The organism is Shewanella corallii, from assembly GCF_023349125.1.
Classification (GTDB): Bacteria; Pseudomonadota; Gammaproteobacteria; order Enterobacterales; family Shewanellaceae; genus Shewanella; species Shewanella corallii.
Genome location: NZ_JAKIKT010000003.1, coordinates 49615 through 67050, shown reverse-complemented (window position 1 = coordinate 67050; position 17436 = coordinate 49615). Strand labels below are relative to the sequence as shown.

General features: G+C 49.9%; 17 protein-coding genes. 10 read left to right on the top strand and 7 right to left on the bottom strand.

Annotated features, from left to right (window positions below; translation table 11 throughout):
* Nucleotides 1-103 precede the first annotated feature (103 nt).
* The 3 genes from L2725_RS09380 (at nt 104) to L2725_RS09370 (ending at nt 3577) form a co-directional block, all read left to right on the top strand.
* Nucleotides 104-1486, top strand: coding sequence for a Na+/H+ antiporter NhaC family protein (locus L2725_RS09380; RefSeq protein ID WP_115136877.1), 1383 nt, complete (start codon nt 104-106; stop codon nt 1484-1486).
* Between the two features lie 67 nt (nt 1487-1553).
* Nucleotides 1554-1859: an antibiotic biosynthesis monooxygenase family protein gene (locus L2725_RS09375; RefSeq protein ID WP_249248727.1), complete on the top strand. Its 306-nt coding sequence runs from the start codon at nt 1554-1556 to the stop codon at nt 1857-1859.
* A gap of 434 nt (nt 1860-2293) precedes the next feature.
* Nucleotides 2294-3577 carry an L-lactate MFS transporter gene (locus L2725_RS09370; RefSeq protein WP_249248726.1) on the top strand — a complete coding sequence of 428 codons (1284 nt, stop codon included), beginning with the start codon at nt 2294-2296 and terminating at the stop codon, nt 3575-3577.
* 305 nt (nt 3578-3882) lie between these two features.
* Here the strand turns inward: L2725_RS09370 and efp are convergent, their stop codons facing one another.
* From efp to L2725_RS09340, 6 genes are all read right to left on the bottom strand, one after another.
* The gene (efp, locus tag L2725_RS09365) at nt 3883-4446 is read right to left on the bottom strand and encodes an elongation factor P (RefSeq protein ID WP_115136872.1); all 564 of its coding nucleotides are present in this window, start codon (nt 4444-4446) and stop codon (nt 3883-3885) included.
* A gap of 49 nt (nt 4447-4495) precedes the next feature.
* Nucleotides 4496-5668 carry an elongation factor P maturation arginine rhamnosyltransferase EarP gene (gene earP / locus L2725_RS09360; protein WP_249248724.1) on the bottom strand — a complete coding sequence of 391 codons (1173 nt, stop codon included), beginning with the start codon at nt 5666-5668 and terminating at the stop codon, nt 4496-4498.
* A gap of 73 nt (nt 5669-5741) precedes the next feature.
* The gene (fldA, locus tag L2725_RS09355) at nt 5742-6269 is read right to left on the bottom strand and encodes a flavodoxin FldA (RefSeq protein ID WP_115136870.1); all 528 of its coding nucleotides are present in this window, start codon (nt 6267-6269) and stop codon (nt 5742-5744) included.
* 57 nt (nt 6270-6326) lie between these two features.
* Nucleotides 6327-6599, bottom strand: coding sequence for a LexA regulated protein (gene ybfE / locus L2725_RS09350; protein WP_115136869.1), 273 nt, complete (start codon nt 6597-6599; stop codon nt 6327-6329).
* An 11-nt stretch (nt 6600-6610) separates the two neighbouring features.
* Nucleotides 6611-6832, bottom strand: a complete 222-nt coding sequence (locus L2725_RS09345; protein ID WP_115136868.1) for a DUF2788 domain-containing protein — start codon at nt 6830-6832, stop codon at nt 6611-6613.
* An 81-nt stretch (nt 6833-6913) separates the two neighbouring features.
* Nucleotides 6914-7693 carry an alpha/beta fold hydrolase gene (locus tag L2725_RS09340; RefSeq protein ID WP_249249070.1) on the bottom strand — a complete coding sequence of 260 codons (780 nt, stop codon included), beginning with the start codon at nt 7691-7693 and terminating at the stop codon, nt 6914-6916.
* A gap of 333 nt (nt 7694-8026) precedes the next feature.
* On the opposite strand from L2725_RS09340, the gene seqA reads away from it, so the two are divergent.
* Together seqA and pgm are read left to right on the top strand one after the other, a co-directional pair.
* A complete protein-coding gene (seqA, locus tag L2725_RS09335) occupies nt 8027-8596 on the top strand; it encodes a replication initiation negative regulator SeqA (protein WP_115136867.1) in 570 nt (189 codons plus the stop codon).
* 19 nt (nt 8597-8615) lie between these two features.
* A complete protein-coding gene (gene pgm / locus L2725_RS09330; RefSeq protein WP_249248723.1) occupies nt 8616-10283 on the top strand; it encodes a phosphoglucomutase (alpha-D-glucose-1,6-bisphosphate-dependent) in 1668 nt (555 codons plus the stop codon).
* A gap of 118 nt (nt 10284-10401) precedes the next feature.
* On the opposite strand, the gene msrA is transcribed toward pgm, so the two are convergent.
* Complete coding sequence (gene msrA / locus L2725_RS09325) at nt 10402-10884, bottom strand: peptide-methionine (S)-S-oxide reductase MsrA (protein ID WP_115136865.1); 483 nt, start codon at nt 10882-10884, stop codon at nt 10402-10404.
* Nucleotides 10885-11122: 238 nt separating this feature from the next.
* Here msrA and astE point away from each other — a divergent pair, with 238 nt between their 5' ends.
* The 5 genes from astE (at nt 11123) to nadA (ending at nt 17321) form a co-directional block, all read left to right on the top strand.
* Nucleotides 11123-12169: a succinylglutamate desuccinylase gene (gene astE, locus L2725_RS09320; protein ID WP_249248722.1), complete on the top strand. Its 1047-nt coding sequence runs from the start codon at nt 11123-11125 to the stop codon at nt 12167-12169.
* 164 nt (nt 12170-12333) lie between these two features.
* A complete protein-coding gene (locus L2725_RS09315) occupies nt 12334-13521 on the top strand; it encodes a thiamine pyrophosphate-dependent dehydrogenase E1 component subunit alpha (protein WP_248936245.1) in 1188 nt (395 codons plus the stop codon).
* A gap of 3 nt (nt 13522-13524) precedes the next feature.
* The gene (locus tag L2725_RS09310; protein ID WP_249248721.1) at nt 13525-14502 is read left to right on the top strand and encodes an alpha-ketoacid dehydrogenase subunit beta; all 978 of its coding nucleotides are present in this window, start codon (nt 13525-13527) and stop codon (nt 14500-14502) included.
* 11 nt (nt 14503-14513) lie between these two features.
* Nucleotides 14514-16058 carry a dihydrolipoyllysine-residue acetyltransferase gene (locus tag L2725_RS09305; RefSeq protein ID WP_249248720.1) on the top strand — a complete coding sequence of 515 codons (1545 nt, stop codon included), beginning with the start codon at nt 14514-14516 and terminating at the stop codon, nt 16056-16058.
* A gap of 195 nt (nt 16059-16253) precedes the next feature.
* The gene (gene nadA, locus L2725_RS09300; protein WP_115136860.1) at nt 16254-17321 is read left to right on the top strand and encodes a quinolinate synthase NadA; all 1068 of its coding nucleotides are present in this window, start codon (nt 16254-16256) and stop codon (nt 17319-17321) included.
* The last annotated feature ends 115 nt before the right edge of the window (nt 17322-17436 follow it).

Genomic DNA, 17436 nt, shown 5'->3' with positions numbered 1-17436 from the left:
CAACATAAAGCAGCACAGGTGTCCCGGCGTTACCTGTTTATACCGGTGGCACTTTTCTTATAACAAGCCTGTGAAGGCAATAATAAACAGAGGACCTAAGTGCATGTCTGAGCCGACTGCGTTAAGTCTTATTCCACCTGCTGTGGTATTAACCCTGGCCATTTGGCTGCGTCGTCCCATCCTTTCTCTGGTTATCGGTGCTTTGGTTGGCCTGTTGTTGGTCGATCCCAAAGCGATATTGAATAACTTCTCCGAAATCTCTCTCAAAGTCATGGGTGATGAAACCATAGGCTGGCTGATCCTGGTTTGTGGTAGTTTTGGTGCGTTGATTGCGCTTCTGGTGCGAACCGGCGGCGCCATGGCCTTTGGTCGATTCGCGCTGAAGTTTGCCAAAGGACCGAGATCATCACTTTTTATGACCTTTATTCTCGGGGTCATTATCTTTATCGACGATTACCTTAATGCCCTGACTGTGGGCTCCACCATGAAACGGGTGACAGATAAATTTAAAGTCTCCCGGGAAATGCTTGCTTATGTTGTAGATTCAACTGCGGCACCCATTTGTGTGTTGGTTCCGTTGTCGACCTGGGCGGTGTTCTTTGGTGGTTTGCTGGTGGACAATGGTGTTGCGGCGGAAGGACAGGGCATTGCTGTCTATATGCAGGCCATTCCTTATATGCTTTACGCCTGGCTGGCGGTGGGCATGGTGGTGCTGGTGATCCTTGGTGTGGTGCCGGCAATGGGCCCGATGAAAAAAGCTCAGTTAATGGCCGCTCAAGGAGCTCCTGCACTTAAACAGGTGGATCTTGAGCAGGTGCAGACATCTGACGAGTATGCCCTAAAGGCGATTGAAGAGGAGTTTGCCAATGCCGATACCCATGGCAAGTTGCATAACTTCTTTGTGCCGATTTTACTGCTGGTGGCCTTTACCATCTATTTTGATATCGATGTTTGGCTGGGTTTGCTGGCAACCTTGGCTATCACACTGCCTTACTATGCGGTTCAGCGTCTGATGCCACTGTCAGAGATGATGGATCAGATGATTGACGGCTTTAAGAGCATGCTGCCGGCAATCGGTACCGTTACCGCCGCGTTTATCTTTAAAGATGTGTGTGACATGCTGCAGCTTCCCCAATATGTTATCAATAGCCTCAGTCCCTATATGACCGCGCAGATGTTGCCGGCTGTGGTATTTGTGGCTATGGCGGGACTGGCTTTCGCGACCGGCTCCAGCTGGGGCATCTTTGCGGTATCTATTCCGATTGTGATGCCTTTGGCCCATTCGGTCGGCGCTGATATTCCGCTGGTGATAGGGGCCTTGCTATCCGCATCATCATTTGGCTCTCAGGCCTGCTTCTATTCCGACTCAACCGTTTTGGCGGCTCAGGGATCGGGTTGTAATCTGGTGAGTCATGGGGTGACGCAGTTGCCCTACGCCTTAATCGCGGCGGTGGTCGCCTTCGCCGGATTTATCATGTTGGCATAAGTTTATAAAGCCGCCCCAGGGCGGCTTTTTCATGTCCGCCTGGGACTTACGGAGTAAGGAGGAACAGATGTTCGTTGTGATATTCAAAGCCAGACCGGGAGAGCAGGGTGATGAATACGCTGCCATGGTGCAGCAACTGAGAGAACTGGCATTTGAGCGCTACCATTGTATCGACTTTATCGCCGCCAGCAGTGGTGAGATGGAGGTCGCGATTTCCTATTGGCGCACAGAGCTGGACATACTGAATTGGAAGAGTGATCCACAGCACCTTAAAGCACAGCAATTGGGCAGGGCGCAGTGGTATCTGGACTATCAGGTGGAAGTGCTTAGCCTTGAGCGCAGTTATCAATTCAGCCAAAAACAGATCATTTGAGGGAAGGGGAAATCACAGGCTCGATATCTTACCTGTCATCTCCTGTTTTGAGACTTTGACATTCGCAGTTTATGTTTCAACTCTGTGCTATAAACCGCAAATGTATCAGCGCCGGATGCCGCCGCTTTTTATGTTGTTATCATTTGGCGATCATAAAATCGCCTGCAGCGTAACAGCTGTTGCAATTGGTTTCTATGTGCCTATCGCTGTTATCATCTGAGTTTTGATAAAAAAACCAAGTAATACAATGTGATGAAAATAACTTGGGTTTAAATGTTCAAAGATGTATCAATCACGCTTCTTTCCTTTCTGCACTTGCTGCTAGAATCCCCCGCCTTCATAAGTAATGCCTTAATCAAAAACTATGTAACCAGGTTGTTTTGGCTGTATCTAACGTGCTGCCAGGGTTGAGGTGAAAATATAAAAGAGGCGATATGAAAACGCTGAGTCGAGCCAGGCAGATCCTGATTGCGGGTTTCTGCATTAATTTGTGTATTGGTATTCTTTTTACCTGGAGTGTATTTAAAAAAGCACTGGTGATGGATCTTGGCTGGAGCAACGCCGAAGCGTCCATGCCATACACCATTGCCATTGTCACTTTCTCCATTTCACTGTTGTTGGCCGGGATAATTCAGGACAGATTTGGGCCACGTCGCGTATTGATTGCCGGTACCTTGCTTTCCGGTATTGGTTTGATTGCATCCGGCTTTGGCACCACACCGGATATGCTGATTGTCAGCTTTGGTCTGATCGCCGGGGGTGGTATTGGCTTTGCCTATGCCTGTTTAGCGCCCGCAGCCATGAAGTGGTTTGCGCCTTCCCGTCGGGGTTTGGTTAATGGTCTGATTGCCGCAGGCTTTGGATTGGCCGGTGTGTATCTGGCACCTCTGATCACCACCCTCATTGGTGGTTGGGGAATTGAAAAGGCATTTATCTTCTTGGGTGCTGCGCTGCTGCTAATCGCTGTGCCGCTGGCCTGTACCATCACCAATCCCCCTCAAGGTTATGTGGCTGCGGATAATGGCGATGCAGTCCAGAAGCAACAGCCTATCCGCGAAGAGATCAATTGGCGCGGCATGATGCGTACACCCCAATTCTATGGCCTGTGGTTTATGTACCTGTGTGCGTCATCAACTGGTCTGATGATTATCGGCAATATCACATCCATCGCCGCTGTTCAGACAGATATGGCAGGTGCCGCGCATCTGGTCGTTATCCTGGCCCTGTTCAATACCTTTGGCCGTGTCGGTGCCGGGTGGCTTAACGATAAAATTGGTGGGCTGTCGACCCTGGGCATCTCATTTGTGCTGCAGATTGCCAATATGTTGATGTTCCCATATTACGCGGGTGAAATGGGGATGATGCTTGGCGCGGCGCTCGCTGGTGTCAGTTACGGTACTTTGCCAGCAGTTTTCCCGTCTTTGACCGCCAACTTCTATGGCCTGAAAAACTATGGCACCAACTATGGCGTGGTTTACACCTCCTGGGGTGTCAGCGGGTTTATCGGCCCTATTATTGCTGCGTTCGCTGTGGACTCAACCGGTACCTATGAGCTGGCCTATTTTGCTTCTGTAGGCATTATGTCGCTGGCACTCATGGTATGTCTGATGATGACTCAGGCGGCATTCAGAAAGCGTGCTTTGGAAACCAAAGCTACACTGGTGGAATCTGCCTCTGAGGTCGGTGGTCCTGAGGTTTTGACTTCAGCAAAGAGTTAATGCATTAGCCAAGGTGGCCAGGGATGGCGACCTGTTCAAATATATCCTTTCAGCCATCTTCAGATGGGCATGTTCAATCCCTGATTTATCCCTCCATCCTGAATCTCGCTGGCCATTTGTCTGGCCACCTTATTGCTCGGCGCAGTCATTGCATTATCAATGTTTGTTAGCAGCTATGAAGGTTTTGATTGAGCGGGTCTATCGATTAATCATGAGAGGGGGGTAAAGACACTTGCGAGTTTCGGCTCTGCGGATACAAAAAAACCAGCGCGTTGGCGCTGGTTTTCAATATTCAGAGGGCGGAATTAAACGCGCTTCTTGAATTCACCGGTACGGGTGTCGATTTCGATCTTGTCGCCTTCTTTAACGAATTCAGCAACCATCACTTCCAGATCGCTTCCAACGATCTTGGCAGGCTTCATTACCTTGCCAGAGGTATCACCACGAGCAGCTGGCTCAGTGTAGCCAACTTCACGAACGATGGTGGTAGGCAGTTCAACAGAGATAGCCTTACCTTCGTAGAAGGTTACCTGACACTCTTCAGTCATGCCGTCAACGATGTACTTGGCAGCGTCGCCCATGTTGTCAGCTTCAACGTCGTACTGGTTGTACTCAGAATCCATGAATACGTACATAGGATCTGCGTAGTAAGAGTAAGTGCAGTCCAGACGCTCCAGAACGATTACGTCCATCTTGTCTTCACCTTTGAAGGTGGTTTCAGTGGAGGAGTCGATCAGAACGTGCTTCAGTTTCATTTTCACGATAGCAGCGTTACGGCCGGAACGGGTAGTTTCAGTCTTCTGTACAACCCATGGGCTGTCGTTAAACATGATCACGTTACCTGGACGGATTTCATGAGCAGTTTTCATTGCTAAATTTCCTATATATTGGACGTTTTACTATAAGGCGGTATCTTAACTATTTTTGGACGAATTGCACTAGCCGTGAGGCTAAATCTACCGTCTTTAAAGCATCGATTGGCCATTGTTTGGCATGGGCCAACAGGTCCACACCAACAGAATTAATGTTTTGCCACTGTTCAACCACAGCATCTGTGCGCTGCTGGTTGAAAGCCAGATTCAGTTGTCGCCAGCCTTCAGCAGACTCAAAGGCCAGATTATCGCAGTAAAGTCGCATAAAAGCTTCTAATTTTACCAGATGATAATCATCTTCCTGTTGATATATATGCCAAATGAAAGGTCTGGCGGCCCATTGGGCCCTAAGGAAAGAGTCTTCCCCCCGCACGATATTGAAGTCACAGCTCCACAGCAGGCGGTCATACCCTTGTTGGTCTGTCATCGGCAGCACGTGGATAGTGAGATTTCCCTGGCTAAGCTGTTGTCCCGGTACCAGTTGGTCAATATCACAGGGCAACAGGGATTGCAGGCTGTTAAAGCTGCGACCTTTTGGTATCAGGGCATGGACAGGTTCACTTCCTTTGGCCCAATATTGGCAAAGTGCTGACAGCGCTTCAGTCTCATAGCTGAAGATGCTGATCACCTTATGGTGCTGCTCTATTCCGCTCAGCCCGAGCTTTTTAAACAGTGATAGCCTGTTTGCACTGTCAGCCTGCCAGGCATCCCGCTGGGCAAACAGATCGGACTCACAGATAAGGCCACCGGTTTTCTCGGTAAAGCCCGGCATATAAAAGAACTTATCAACACCGTTGGGCTGGAACGAGGGTAACCCATGACAGCCTTCTACCCAATCTTCGGCGCTCAGGTATTCCAGATTCAGCCATACGGGTGGTTTAACTGGGTTTGTCGACTTGACGGGGGCCAGTCGGGTCTTCACTTCATCGGGCAGTTCGCAGGCAAAAGCCTCAATCAGGACTGCGCCCGGTGAATAGGGGAGATCCAGTGGCTGGTTCCATTGTTTAATGGTGACGCCCTGAATGGTCTGGCTGTGAGAGGCCGGGTCAAGAGTCGGCAGTATATGAGCAAAGCTGCCAAGGTCATCGACCCAAAGGTTGACCTTGATACTGAATTCATTGGCAAGCTGCTTGGCCAGACGCCAGGTCACGCCGATATCACCGTAATTGTCGACGACGGCGCAGAAGATGTCCCAATGATTCGAAGAAGTTGTAGTCATAGATTTGTCAGGACGGGATACAGAAAAGGCGGCTGCATTGCCGCCTTTGTCAGAGTTGCTGCCGGAGCCTGGATTAGTCTTCCAGCTCAGCCAGACACATCTCTTCGTAAATTTGTTTAACCCAGGCGTCAACACGCTCTTCGGTCAGTTCTGGCTGACGATCTTCGTCAATACCCAGACCGATGAAGTGGTTGTCATCAACCTGTGCTTTGGAGGCTTCGAACTCGTAACCTTCAGTAGACCAGTGGCCGATGATGATACCGCCACGGGCCTGAACGATGTCACCCACCATGCCCATGGCATCCAGGAAGTACTCAGCATAGTCTTCCTGATCGCCACAACCGAAAATAGCGACCAACTTGTCGTTAAAGTCGATCTGCTCCAGCTCAGGGAAGAAGTCATCCCAATCGCACTGTGCTTCACCATAGTACCAGGTCGGGATACCGAAAATCAGCAGATCGAACTCAGCGATCTCTTCTTTGGTGCTCTTGGCGATGTCTTTTACATCAACCATTTGCTTACCCAGTTTTTTCTGGATCATTTTGGCTACAGCTTCGGTGTTACCTGTATCACTACCGAAAAAAAGACCTACAGTTGCCATTGTCTTTCCTTAATGTGTTTAATGCGCGTTGTCACGTCTATCGTGGTACAAAAACTGTCAGCAGTCGATTTGCTTGAGCAGGAGTAATTCGATTAACTGGCTGCGGCTGATGTTACTGGCCAGCGCTTCGCGGTTCAAGGCGTCATATAATTCTTGTGACACTTTTAACTCTATCCGCTTCAAGCCCTTCGCTTTATCCCGCTGGATTTGATTGCGTTTATTGACCTTGAGTTGCTGTTCGCGGGGCAGAGGATTGGTCCTGGGGCGTCCGCGTCGCTTTTCATTGGCAAACAGGTCAATCGTTGTTCTGTCTGTTGCTTCTTTAGCCATGTTGTTGTCGTTTAACCAATACCCGAGGATTCCCAGGTAAACTGGATAATACCTTTTGCCACAAACCCGGCACAGCCGAGAAAGAGCACTAACCAAACAATATATTGACCGAACTTGGGGACATTTCCCTGTTTCAGTACATCCCGGATGGCCATCCCGATAAAGAAAAATATCGCTGCAAAAAACAGATTCAGGCCAAGGGTTTCAATCTGTTCCATGTACTGATTCAGCATGCATTTTCATCCTTCTGTGCTGCCCGGGGTCAAAAGAGGCGGGAATATATCATATCAAGTGTGGCAGAGCTATATTCCACATCAGGCTTCCGGCCCCTGATTGTCGGCTTTGTCGATAAAGTGTTCAACTATACGGTTAAACTGAGCCGGCTTCTGTGCATGGAGCCAATGTCCTGTCCCTACAATGGTTTTTGCCTGGACACTGGGAAACTGTGCCAGAATCGCCTGCCTGTGGTCACTCAGTACATAGTCTGATTGATCGCCACGAACAAACAAGGTTGGCCCCTCATATTTTAGTCCTGTATACGGCCAATCGATCAGATGAGAATAGCATTCCTGCAATCCACTGAGGTTCAGTTTCCAGCCAAAACCCTCGTCGCCGCGTTGTAAGTTCTTGAGCAGGAACTGGGCTGTACCTTCATCTATACCTGAATCAAGCAGGTGGGTCAGCGCATCTCGTCTATCTTTAATGCTATCGAGGGGCAGGCTGGTCATGCCTTCAAATACTTTAGTGTGTCTGGCGTGATAGGGAACCGGTGCGATATCAGCTGCCACCAAACTCTCGACCCGCGCCGCTTGGGTCAAAGCGACGGCCATGGCTACTTTTCCCCCCATTGAATGGCCAACCAGATGGGAGCAGGTCAGCCCCTTCCTATCCATAAACCCGGTCAAGGCCTCAGCCATGGCACCATAGTGCATATCATGGGTGTGCTCACTTAGCCCGTGGTTGGGCAGATCGATACGCCAAACACGATACTTTTGTTCCAGCTGACGCCCCAGGCCTTTAAGGTTATCGAGATTCCCAAACAGTCCATGAATAAGGATGATGTCACTGCCTTCACCACTGACTTCATAATGTATCTGCGGTTGTCCCACGTATCGATCTCCAGCTTTTGAAATTGGTCAGGATTTTGCCTTTTTTTTGAATTGAATAACAGTTTTAGAGCAGTTTAATTAAGGCGTTGGAAAAAGATTCTGTCAAAAGCGGCACCATCCCTGGCCTCCCTGAGCAGGCTTTGTTGATTACACACTGTGCTGCAACGGGGGAAAACTGGCCGGTAGAGCAGAATCCAACGATTTTTCATTATCATGGCGCTTATCAATCTGTTAAATCTGACATACACTGATCGCCTTTAATTGTTCCGCCAACCGTTGTGGAACAGGTGACAAGAGTTATCAATAGGAAAACTGCTCATGAAATATATCGAGGTTGATGAGGAGCTGTATCGCTACATTGCCAGCAAAACTGAACGTATTGGCGAGAGTGCCTCGGATATTCTGCGTCGTTTATTGGGATTGACTGTTGAACAGGCGCCATTGGAAGTGCCTGAAGATATCAGTCATCCAGGCAAGGAAGTTGAAGAAGTCCAGGAACTGAAAGCGAACCACGAAGTCGCAGAAACCGCCCAGGTAAACACCAATACCGTTATCGCCTTTGATGAGTTGGTTAATGAAGCTCAATTGGAAGCTCAAAAGGGTGCTGTAGGCCGTTTTCTGTTTATTCTGGAAACTCTTTACCTGTCATCCGGTAACGGTTTCGATAAAGTGTTGCAGGTTCAGGGGCGTGATCGTCTCTATTTTGCAACGTCCAAAGACGCGCTGCTTAATGCCAGCAAATCAGCCAATCCAAAAGAGATCGGCAACAGTGGCTACTGGGTGACCACCAACAACAATACTGCCAAAAAACGCAATATTCTCAGTGAAGTACTGGAGCAGTTTGGTGCATCTGAAATCCAGGCCAGCAAGCTGGCAGAACGTGTTTAGTTAATAGTGGAGTCAAAGTTTGGCCAGTCATAAGAGGGCGGGTAAGCCTGCGCTGCAATCCGATTTAACCAATATTCCCAAGCTGATAAGTCAATATTTCCGTCTGGTTCCGGACATGACCAAGGCGGACCAAAGGGTCAGCTTTGGTACATCCGGTCACAGGGGCTGTGCAGCAGACTCAAGCTTCAATGAGTCGCACATTATGGCCATTACTCAGGCTGTGGTGGATTACCGCAAATCGAAGGGAATAGACGGTGGTTTGGTATTGGGCATGGATACCCACGCTCTGTCGCAGGCGGCTTATATTACGGCTATCGAAGTATTGGTTGCCAATCAGGTGACTGTGATTGCGCAGTTGGACGATGCTTATGTGCCTACCCCTGTGGTCAGCCAGTATCTGGTGGCCGCCAACCGGGGTAAGCACAGCTCTGACAAAGGCCTGCTGGATGGGGTGATTATTACCCCCTCCCATAACCCTCCACGGGACGGCGGTATTAAGTACAACCCACCTCACGGTGGACCGGCTGAAGGTGAGATTACATCCTGGGTTGAGCAGCGTGCCAATGAATACCTCGAAGCTCAACTTGAAGGCGTAAAACGTGCCAACATAGAGGTGGCGTTAACCACAGGCTATGTTAAACATGTTGACCTGTATGGTCCCTATATCGACGCCCTGGAAAATGTCATCGATTTGAAAGCTATCGCTGATGCCGGTATCAAAATTGGTGTCGATCCACTCGGCGGTTCAGGTATCTATTACTGGGATAAAATTGCCCAGCGCTATGGTCTGAATATCACTGTACTGAATGACAAGGTGGACCCGGCGTTTGGTTTTATGACGCTGGATAAGGATGGCAAGATCCGCATGGATTGCTCATCACCCTTTGCGATGGCAGGACTGTTGGCCCATGCCGACAAATTTGATCTCTGCCTGGGGAATGATCCTGACTTTGATCGTCATGGCATCGTTTGTCCTGCACGAGGCGATGTGAAGGGGGGCTTGATGAACCCCAACCATTTCCTCGCGGTTGCTATCGATTATCTGGTGACCCACAGACCGCAGTGGGCAGCGGACAAAGCGATAGGTAAGACGCTGGTGTCCAGCGCCATGATAGATCGTATTTGTGCATCCCACGGCAAAACCCTGATGGAAGTCCCGGTTGGCTTTAAGTGGTTTGTCGATGGTCTGGCAGATCAGTCTATTGCCTTTGGTGGTGAAGAGAGCGCCGGCGCCGCATTTCTGCAACTGGACGGTCAAACCTGGTGTACCGACAAAGACGGTTTCATTCTGTGTTTGTTGGCTGCAGAGATCCTGGCTGTGACAGGTAAAAACCCTGCAGAGCATTATCAGAGACTGACCGAACAATTCGGTACCAGTTTTTATACCCGAATTGACAGTCCTATCAGCGCTGCCAAAAAAGCGAAGTTTTCCGCTCTTAATGCTGACTCGCTGGATGCCACTGAGTTGGCCGGTGATAAGATCACTGCTGTGCTCAGTCATGCTCCGGGTAACGGCGCTGCTATTGGCGGTTTAAAGGTCACCACGGACAATGGTTGGTTTGCCGCCAGGCCATCGGGTACTGAAGCGCTGTTCAAGTTGTATGCAGAGAGCTTTGTCAGCGAAGCCCATTTAAAGCAGTTACTGGCGGATGCCAAAGCCATGCTGGATGCTGTGCTGAAACGATAAGATTCCAGAGTTAGTTTACTTGCCTGTACCCGAATCTGGATTGACTGGTTAACCAGAAAAAGCCCGCATATCTGCGGGCTTTTGTTTTTATTGCGATATGATTGATCGCTCTAAGGATTTAACCATAAAAGATATGGCAGCTGGGCAGTTCGTTTTTGGCCAGGTAATTCTGATGGTAGGCTTCCGCTTCATGAAACCTGGCGGCAGGGACTATCTCTGTCACTATCTGCTTAAGACCCCAACGCTCGCTTTTTATCAACGCCAGCTTTGATGCTTCAGCCTGCTGCTTTTGAATCCTGTCGTGGAAAAAGATGGTGCTGCGATACTGACTACCGATATCCCCGCCTTGTTGATTAAGGGTAGTGGGGTTGTGATTTTGCCAAAACACGGTCAGCAGCGTCTCAAAACTAACCTTGTCCTCGTCGTACTCTACCTGAACCACCTCCGCATGCCCGGTCGTCCCGGACTTTACACTTTGATAGTCGGTGTACTTGTCATTGCCGCCCATATAGCCACAGGTCACATCTGTTACGCCTTCAATCTGACGAAAGAAATGTTCAACGCCCCAGAAACAGCCTGCGCCAAAAGTTGCCTGTGCCATATTTGCTCTCCATAAAAATAAACGTAAAGACGTTCAGCCGTCTATACGTCTTATGTTGTTTCAAACCTGATTGGATTGCAAGTGGCTGGAATAAAGTTTTTGTTTGAATAGATTGTGTCAATTGCTAAGGCTCTGACTTGATGATGAAAAATCTGTGTTATGATTGCCTGCAATCACTGGTAATCGGCAAATTAAATTTTGCGATACAGGGAAACACAAAAATAACAAGGAGCTATTAATGCTAAAGACCCTGATGACTTCAAAGGATTTTCTGGCTCTGACCCTGGCACATCCCGATGGACTGGCAAAACCAGAATCCATGGTGCTTGGTGACCATACCCGAGTCGAAATACAGGACACAGGGATTCTGGTTTTTGAACCACTGAATCCGGGAAATAAGGATATTGTGCTCTCTTCCGGTGTACACGGTAATGAGACAGCTCCCATTGAGCTTTGTAACGGCCTGATTAAGCGATTGCTGAATCAGGAGATACGTACCAGCCACAGAGTCATGTTCCTGTTTGGTAATCCTCATGCCATGTTCAACGGCACCCGTATCGTTGATGAAAATCTTAATCGTCTGTTCAGTGGAGAGCATTCCCGGGGTGAAGGCCTGACAAACCCAGAGCGCCACAGAGCCAAAAGACTGGAGCAGGCGGTAGACGGCTTCTTCAGCGCCGAACCTTCCGGTGAGCCAGAGCCAAGACACAGAATCCACTATGACCTTCATACCGCCATCCGTGGCGCCAAGTATGAAAAGTTTGCTATCTACCCATACCGCCATGGTCGCCCTTACAGTGCCGAGCAGTTACGATTCCTCGATGCGGCGGGTGTAAACTGCGTCTTGTTCCACCACGAGCCTACCACGACTTTCAGCTATTTTTCTGCCAATGGCTATGGTGCTGACGCTTTCACCATCGAGCTGGGTAAAGTGTTCCCTATGGGACAAAACGATATGACCCGCTTTATCGCCATGGACCAGATGCTCACAGATCTGATTACCGGCAAGCCCCTTGAGATGCCGGCCTATAACCCTAAGCGACTGCATCTGTACCGGGTCAGCCGCTCCATCGTTAAGGAAACTGAAGACTTTGAGTTTACCTTCGCCAATGACGTGGAGAACTTCACCAGCTTCAGCAAAGGTGTGGTGTTGGCGCGGGATGGCGGCCAGGATGTTGTTGTTGAAGAGAGCAGGGAAGCTATTGTTTTTCCTAATGCCAAGGTGCCGATCGGCCAGCGAACCCTGCTGTGTCTGGTGCAGGTGGATGAGCCCGACGTAATGTAAAGCAATTTATACAAGCCATGCAGGGGCAGGATCTGCATTGCCCAAGTGTAAAAGTTGCTGGCTAGCTTACGTTAACGTAATGTTCTGATTGCGTATCGAAATCACAGCGAGCAGTGTCGGGAAGGGGAGATTTCCCGCCTGCTCTGGATAATAAAGAGCAAAATATGAGCAACGCAACACAAAAAGACGAGCGTCAGACTCTGGTGCATCGTGTCAACTTTATTGAAGGCAATGCGCTGTCAATTCCCATTCTTAAGATACTGCAGGCCGATGGAACGACCTACGAAGGCGCTATAGAGCCAACTATCGATCAGCAGTTAGCTTTGAAAATATATGATACCTGTGTGTTCACCCGTGTTCTGGATGAGCGCATGTTGGGTGCCCAACGTCAGGGCCGCATCAGTTTTTATATGACCTGTACCGGTGAAGAGGCGGCAGTGATAGGCAGTGCCGCTGGTCTCGACCAAGAGGACGTTATCCTGGCTCAATACCGGGAGCATGCAGCACTGCGTTATCGTGGTTTCACCACTGAGCAATTTATGAACCAGATGTTCAGCAACGCGCTGGATCTGGGTAAAGGCAGACAGATGCCCATTCACTATGGCTGCGCTGACCTTCACTACCAAACTATCTCTTCTCCTCTGGCTACCCAGATCCCACAGGCAACAGGTGTTGGTTACAGCCTGAAAATGCAGGGTAAGCGTAATGTCGCAATCTGCTATTTCGGTGAAGGTGCCGCCTCGGAAGGTGATTTCCATGCGGGCCTGAACATGGCCGCAGTGCACAAAGCCCCGGTGATATTTTTCTGTCGCAATAATGGTTACGCCATTTCCACTCCCACAGAAGAGCAGTTTGCCGGTGACGGTATCGCCAGCCGTGGTGTGGGTTACGGCATGCACACGATTCGCATCGACGGTAACGATATGTTGGCGGTACTGGCCGCCACCCAGCAGGCCAGGGCATACGCACTTGAGCATAAGGCGCCGGTACTGATTGAAGCTATGACCTACCGTCTTGGTGCTCACTCCTCTTCAGACGATCCATCCGGCTATCGCTCAAAAGAGGAAGAAGCCAAATGGCGTGAACATGACCCGGTTCAAAGGTTCAAGCTATGGCTGATCAATAAAGGGTGGCTGAAAGAGGCAGATGATGCCGCTCTTTATGAAAAGTACCGTCAGGAAGTCCTGGATCAGGTAAAAGTCTCAGAAAAGATCCCTTGTCCGTCGCTGGATGAGTTGATTGAAGATGTATTGGATACACCAACGCCTGCGCTGAAACAGCAATTGGCTGAATTAAAGGCACATATTAAGAAGTATCCAAAAGCCTATCCAAAGACGTCAGGGAGAGACTGAGTTATGCCAAAGATGAATATGTTGCAGGCCATTAACGAGGCCCTGACTATCGCCATGGAAACCGATGAGCGCATGCTGGTATTCGGTGAAGACGTTGGTCACTTTGGTGGGGTTTTCCGCGCGACGTCAGGTCTGCAGGACAAGTTTGGAAGAGAAAGATGTTTTAACACGCCTTTGACCGAACAGGGGATCGCCGGGTTTGCCAATGGCCTGGCTTCCAATGGTATGACGCCAGTGGCTGAAATTCAGTTTGCTGACTATATCTTCCCGGCTTTCGACCAGATTGTGAATGAATCAGCAAAATTCAGATACCGCAGTGGTAATGAGTTTGACGTCGGTGGATTAACCTTCCGTACCCCCTATGGCGGTGGTATTGCCGGTGGACACTACCACTCTCAATCTCCCGAAGCTTACTTTACCGGTACCCCCGGACTGAAAGTGGTGGTGCCACGCAACCCCCATCAAGCCAAAGGTCTGTTGCTGGCCTCTATCCGCGATAAAAATCCAGTGGTGTTCTTCGAGCCCAAACGTCTCTATCGTGCGTCAGTGGGCGAAGTCCCTGAGGGTGATTATGAGATTGAACTGGGTAAGGCCGAGGTTGTAGCTCAGGGCAGTGACATCACTCTGCTGGGTTGGGGCGCTCAAATGGAGATCATTGAGCAAGCTGCTGAAATGGCTGCCAAGGAGAATATCTCCTGTGAAGTGATTGACCTTCGCAGTCTGGCTCCATGGGATGTTGACACTGTGGCTGAATCGGTACGTAAAACCGGTCGCCTGCTGGTCAACCATGAGGCGCCTTTGACCGGTGGTTTCGCCGGTGAAATCGCCGCCACCATTCAGCAGGAGTGTTTCCTTTATCTGGAAGCGCCTATTGCCCGCGTATGTGGCTTGGATACGCCTTATCCGCTGTGCCATGAAAAAGAATATATGCCAGATGCGCTTAAGACCTTTGAAGCCATCAAGGCCACAATGAACTACTAGGAGCCCCGGCAATGATTAAGGATTTTATTTTGCCGGATATCGGCGAAGGTGTCGTTGAGTGTGAACTGGTCGAATGGCTGGTGAGCGAAGGCGATGTCGTGACTGAAGATCAGCCTATCGCTGATGTGATGACAGATAAGGCCCTGGTGCAAATTCCCGCCCCTTACAACGGCAAAATTACCAAGCTGCATTATGCCAAGGGAGAAATTGCCAAGGTTCATGCGCCGCTTTACAGCATTGAGATTGACGGTGAGGGTGAAAAGGCTGTTGAAGCCGCACCTGAGCCAGCCGCTCAGGAAAAGCCTATGGCTTCCAGCACCGCATCTTTTGTGGTGGAAGACTTCCTGTTGCCGGATATCGGCGAAGGTATTGTCGAGTGTGAGCTGGTCGAATGGCTGGTGAATGAAGGCGATCATGTACTGGAAGATCAGGCTATCGCAGATGTGATGACAGATAAAGCCCTGGTTCAGATCCCGGCAATCAAAGCGGGCAAGATTGCCAAGCTGTATTATCGCAAGGGACAGTTGGCAAAAGTCCATGAACCTCTGTTCGCCATCGAGGTTGCCGTGGACAGCGCCAGTGCTGCAGTGACTCCTGAACCCGCAGAGGCCGGTAATGCTGCTACCGCGCCAAGCGACATTGCGCCAAGTCGCCGTCCAGGCAAGGCTCTGGCAAGTCCAGCAGTAAGACGTCTTGCGCGTTCCCATGACCTGGATTTAAGCCTGGTTCCTGGCTCAGGTAAAAATGGTCGCGTCTACAAAGAGGACGTGCAGCGATATCTGAACGGCGATAAGCCTGCAGCAGTCAAGGCAGAAGCTACAGCACCTGTCGCCAGTGCCGCAGTAACTTCTGCCGACCGGGTAGAGCCTATCAAAGGGGTTAAGGCTGTTATGGCCCGCGCCATGCAGGAGTCTGTATCCACCATTCCTCACTTTACCTATTGTGAAGAGCTGGATATCACAGAGCTGATGACATTGCGTGCCCAAATGAAGCAGAAGTATGGTACTGACGAGCTGAAAGTGACCATGATGCCTTTCTTTATGAAAGCCATGTCGCTTGCCCTTAACGAGTTCCCTGTGCTTAACAGTCAGGTCAATGCCGATTGTACTGAGCTGACCTATAAGGGCAGCCATAACATAGGGATGGCTGTGGACTCCAAGGTTGGTTTGCTGGTGCCCAATATCAAAGATGTTCAGGCCAAGTCGATTTTGGATGTTGCGGCTGAGATTACCCGTTTGACCAAAGATGCCCGCAGCGGCAGGGTGCAACCGGCAGATCTTAAAGGTGGCACCATCTCTATCTCCAATATTGGCGCTCTGGGCGGTACTGTGGCAACGCCCATTATCAATAAGCCGGAAGTAGCGATTGTGGCCTTGGGTAAAGTACAAAGCCTGCCCAGGTTCAATGAGAAAGGTGAGGTAGAAGCCCGCCAGATTATGCAGGTGAGCTGGTCCGGCGACCACAGAGTGATTGATGGTGGCACCATTGCCCGCTTCTGTAACCTGTGGAAGCAGTATCTTGAGTCCCCTCAGGATATGCTGATGGCGATGCGATAAGCCTTATCGGCGACCAAAAAAAGAGCACTCAGGTGCTCTTTTTTAATTTAATGCAAACCGAAAATTTGTTGTGGGGCAGGGTATTGAGCTCTGTCTTTATAACATTAGGGGTAACCTGTTGAAGATCACAGAATTGTGGGGGCAGAAGGATTTACGTATACTTACCGAACGTTTTGATCCTTTTGCAGTTTTAACATGGAAGCCCAGGTCCCAGTTTATACCCCAGTTGATTATCCGTTTCCGCCCAAGCCAGCCCTATTGAGTGATGAGCAAAAGGCAGAATATAAGGCCCGTATCAAGTCATTATTGCAGGAACGTGACGCCGTTCTGGTAGCACACTATTACACAGATCCTGAAATCCAGGCGTTGGCTGAAGAGACCGGCGGCTGTGTTTCCGACTCTTTGGAGATGGCCCGGTTTGGCCGTGACCACCCAGCCAAAACGCTGATTGTTGCCGGTGTGAAGTTCATGGGTGAGACAGCCAAAATTCTCAGCCCGGAAAAAACTGTGCTGATGCCTACACTGGACGCTACCTGCTCACTGGACGTTGGCTGCCCTATTGAAGACTTCAGCAAGTTCTGTGATGCCCACCCTGACCATACTGTTGTGGTTTATGCCAATACCTCTGCCGCTGTTAAAGCCCGTGCAGACTGGGTTGTGACATCCAGTATTGCGCTGGAGATTGTAGAGCACCTGGATGCGGAAGATAAGAAGATTATCTGGGGCCCTGACCGTCATCTGGGCAGCTATATTGCCAAACAAACCGGCGCTGAAATGCTGTTATGGCAGGGCGAGTGTATTGTCCATGATGAGTTCAAGGCCAAGGCACTGCGGGAGCTGAAACTGCAACATCCTGATGCAGCGGTTCTGGTTCACCCTGAATCACCTGCCAGCGTGGTGGAGATGGCTGACGCCGTGGGCTCTACCTCTCAGCTGATCAAAGCTGCTCAGACTATGGATAATGACACCTTTATCGTGGCAACCGACAAGGGCATTTTCTACAAGATGCAGCAAGCAGCTCCGGGCAAGAACTTGATTGAAGCTCCTACCGGTGGTAACGGTGCGACCTGTCGCAGCTGTGCTCACTGCCCGTGGATGGCGATGAATGGCTTGCAGGCTATTGAGTCTGCTCTGGCCGACGGTGACAGTGATAAGCATGAGATTTTTGTCGATGATTCACTGCGTGAGCAGGCGTTAATCCCGCTGGATCGTATGTTGAGCTTTGCGGCCGGCCTGAATATGCAGGTTAAAGGCAACGCTTAATATCACAGTATCTGAAATGGAACCCGCTGATTGCGGGTTCTTTTTTCTGCATTCCGCCATGTTTTTATACATTTACCCCGTGATTTGTTCAAACTCCGCGCATACGCGTGACATG

What these genes read in the sequence shown, in the direction of transcription:
- seqA (WP_115136867.1), top strand. Translation starts at nt 8,027, where the DNA reads ATGAAATATATCGAGGTTGATGAGGAGCTGTATCGCTACATTGCCAGC.
- efp (WP_115136872.1), bottom strand. Translation starts at nt 4,446, where the DNA reads ATGAAAACTGCTCATGAAATCCGTCCAGGTAACGTGATCATGTTTAAC.
- nadA (WP_115136860.1), top strand. Translation starts at nt 16,254, where the DNA reads ATGGAAGCCCAGGTCCCAGTTTATACCCCAGTTGATTATCCGTTTCCG.
- astE (WP_249248722.1), top strand. Translation starts at nt 11,123, where the DNA reads ATGCTAAAGACCCTGATGACTTCAAAGGATTTTCTGGCTCTGACCCTG.
- earP (WP_249248724.1), bottom strand. Translation starts at nt 5,668, where the DNA reads ATGACTACAACTTCTTCGAATCATTGGGACATCTTCTGCGCCGTCGTC.
- L2725_RS09305 (WP_249248720.1), top strand. Translation starts at nt 14,514, where the DNA reads ATGATTAAGGATTTTATTTTGCCGGATATCGGCGAAGGTGTCGTTGAG.
- msrA (WP_115136865.1), bottom strand. Translation starts at nt 10,884, where the DNA reads ATGGCACAGGCAACTTTTGGCGCAGGCTGTTTCTGGGGCGTTGAACAT.
- L2725_RS09345 (WP_115136868.1), bottom strand. Translation starts at nt 6,832, where the DNA reads ATGCTGAATCAGTACATGGAACAGATTGAAACCCTTGGCCTGAATCTG.
- L2725_RS09315 (WP_248936245.1), top strand. Translation starts at nt 12,334, where the DNA reads ATGAGCAACGCAACACAAAAAGACGAGCGTCAGACTCTGGTGCATCGT.
- L2725_RS09370 (WP_249248726.1), top strand. Translation starts at nt 2,294, where the DNA reads ATGAAAACGCTGAGTCGAGCCAGGCAGATCCTGATTGCGGGTTTCTGC.
- L2725_RS09380 (WP_115136877.1), top strand. Translation starts at nt 104, where the DNA reads ATGTCTGAGCCGACTGCGTTAAGTCTTATTCCACCTGCTGTGGTATTA.
- fldA (WP_115136870.1), bottom strand. Translation starts at nt 6,269, where the DNA reads ATGGCAACTGTAGGTCTTTTTTTCGGTAGTGATACAGGTAACACCGAA.
- L2725_RS09310 (WP_249248721.1), top strand. Translation starts at nt 13,525, where the DNA reads ATGCCAAAGATGAATATGTTGCAGGCCATTAACGAGGCCCTGACTATC.
- L2725_RS09375 (WP_249248727.1), top strand. Translation starts at nt 1,554, where the DNA reads ATGTTCGTTGTGATATTCAAAGCCAGACCGGGAGAGCAGGGTGATGAA.
- ybfE (WP_115136869.1), bottom strand. Translation starts at nt 6,599, where the DNA reads ATGGCTAAAGAAGCAACAGACAGAACAACGATTGACCTGTTTGCCAAT.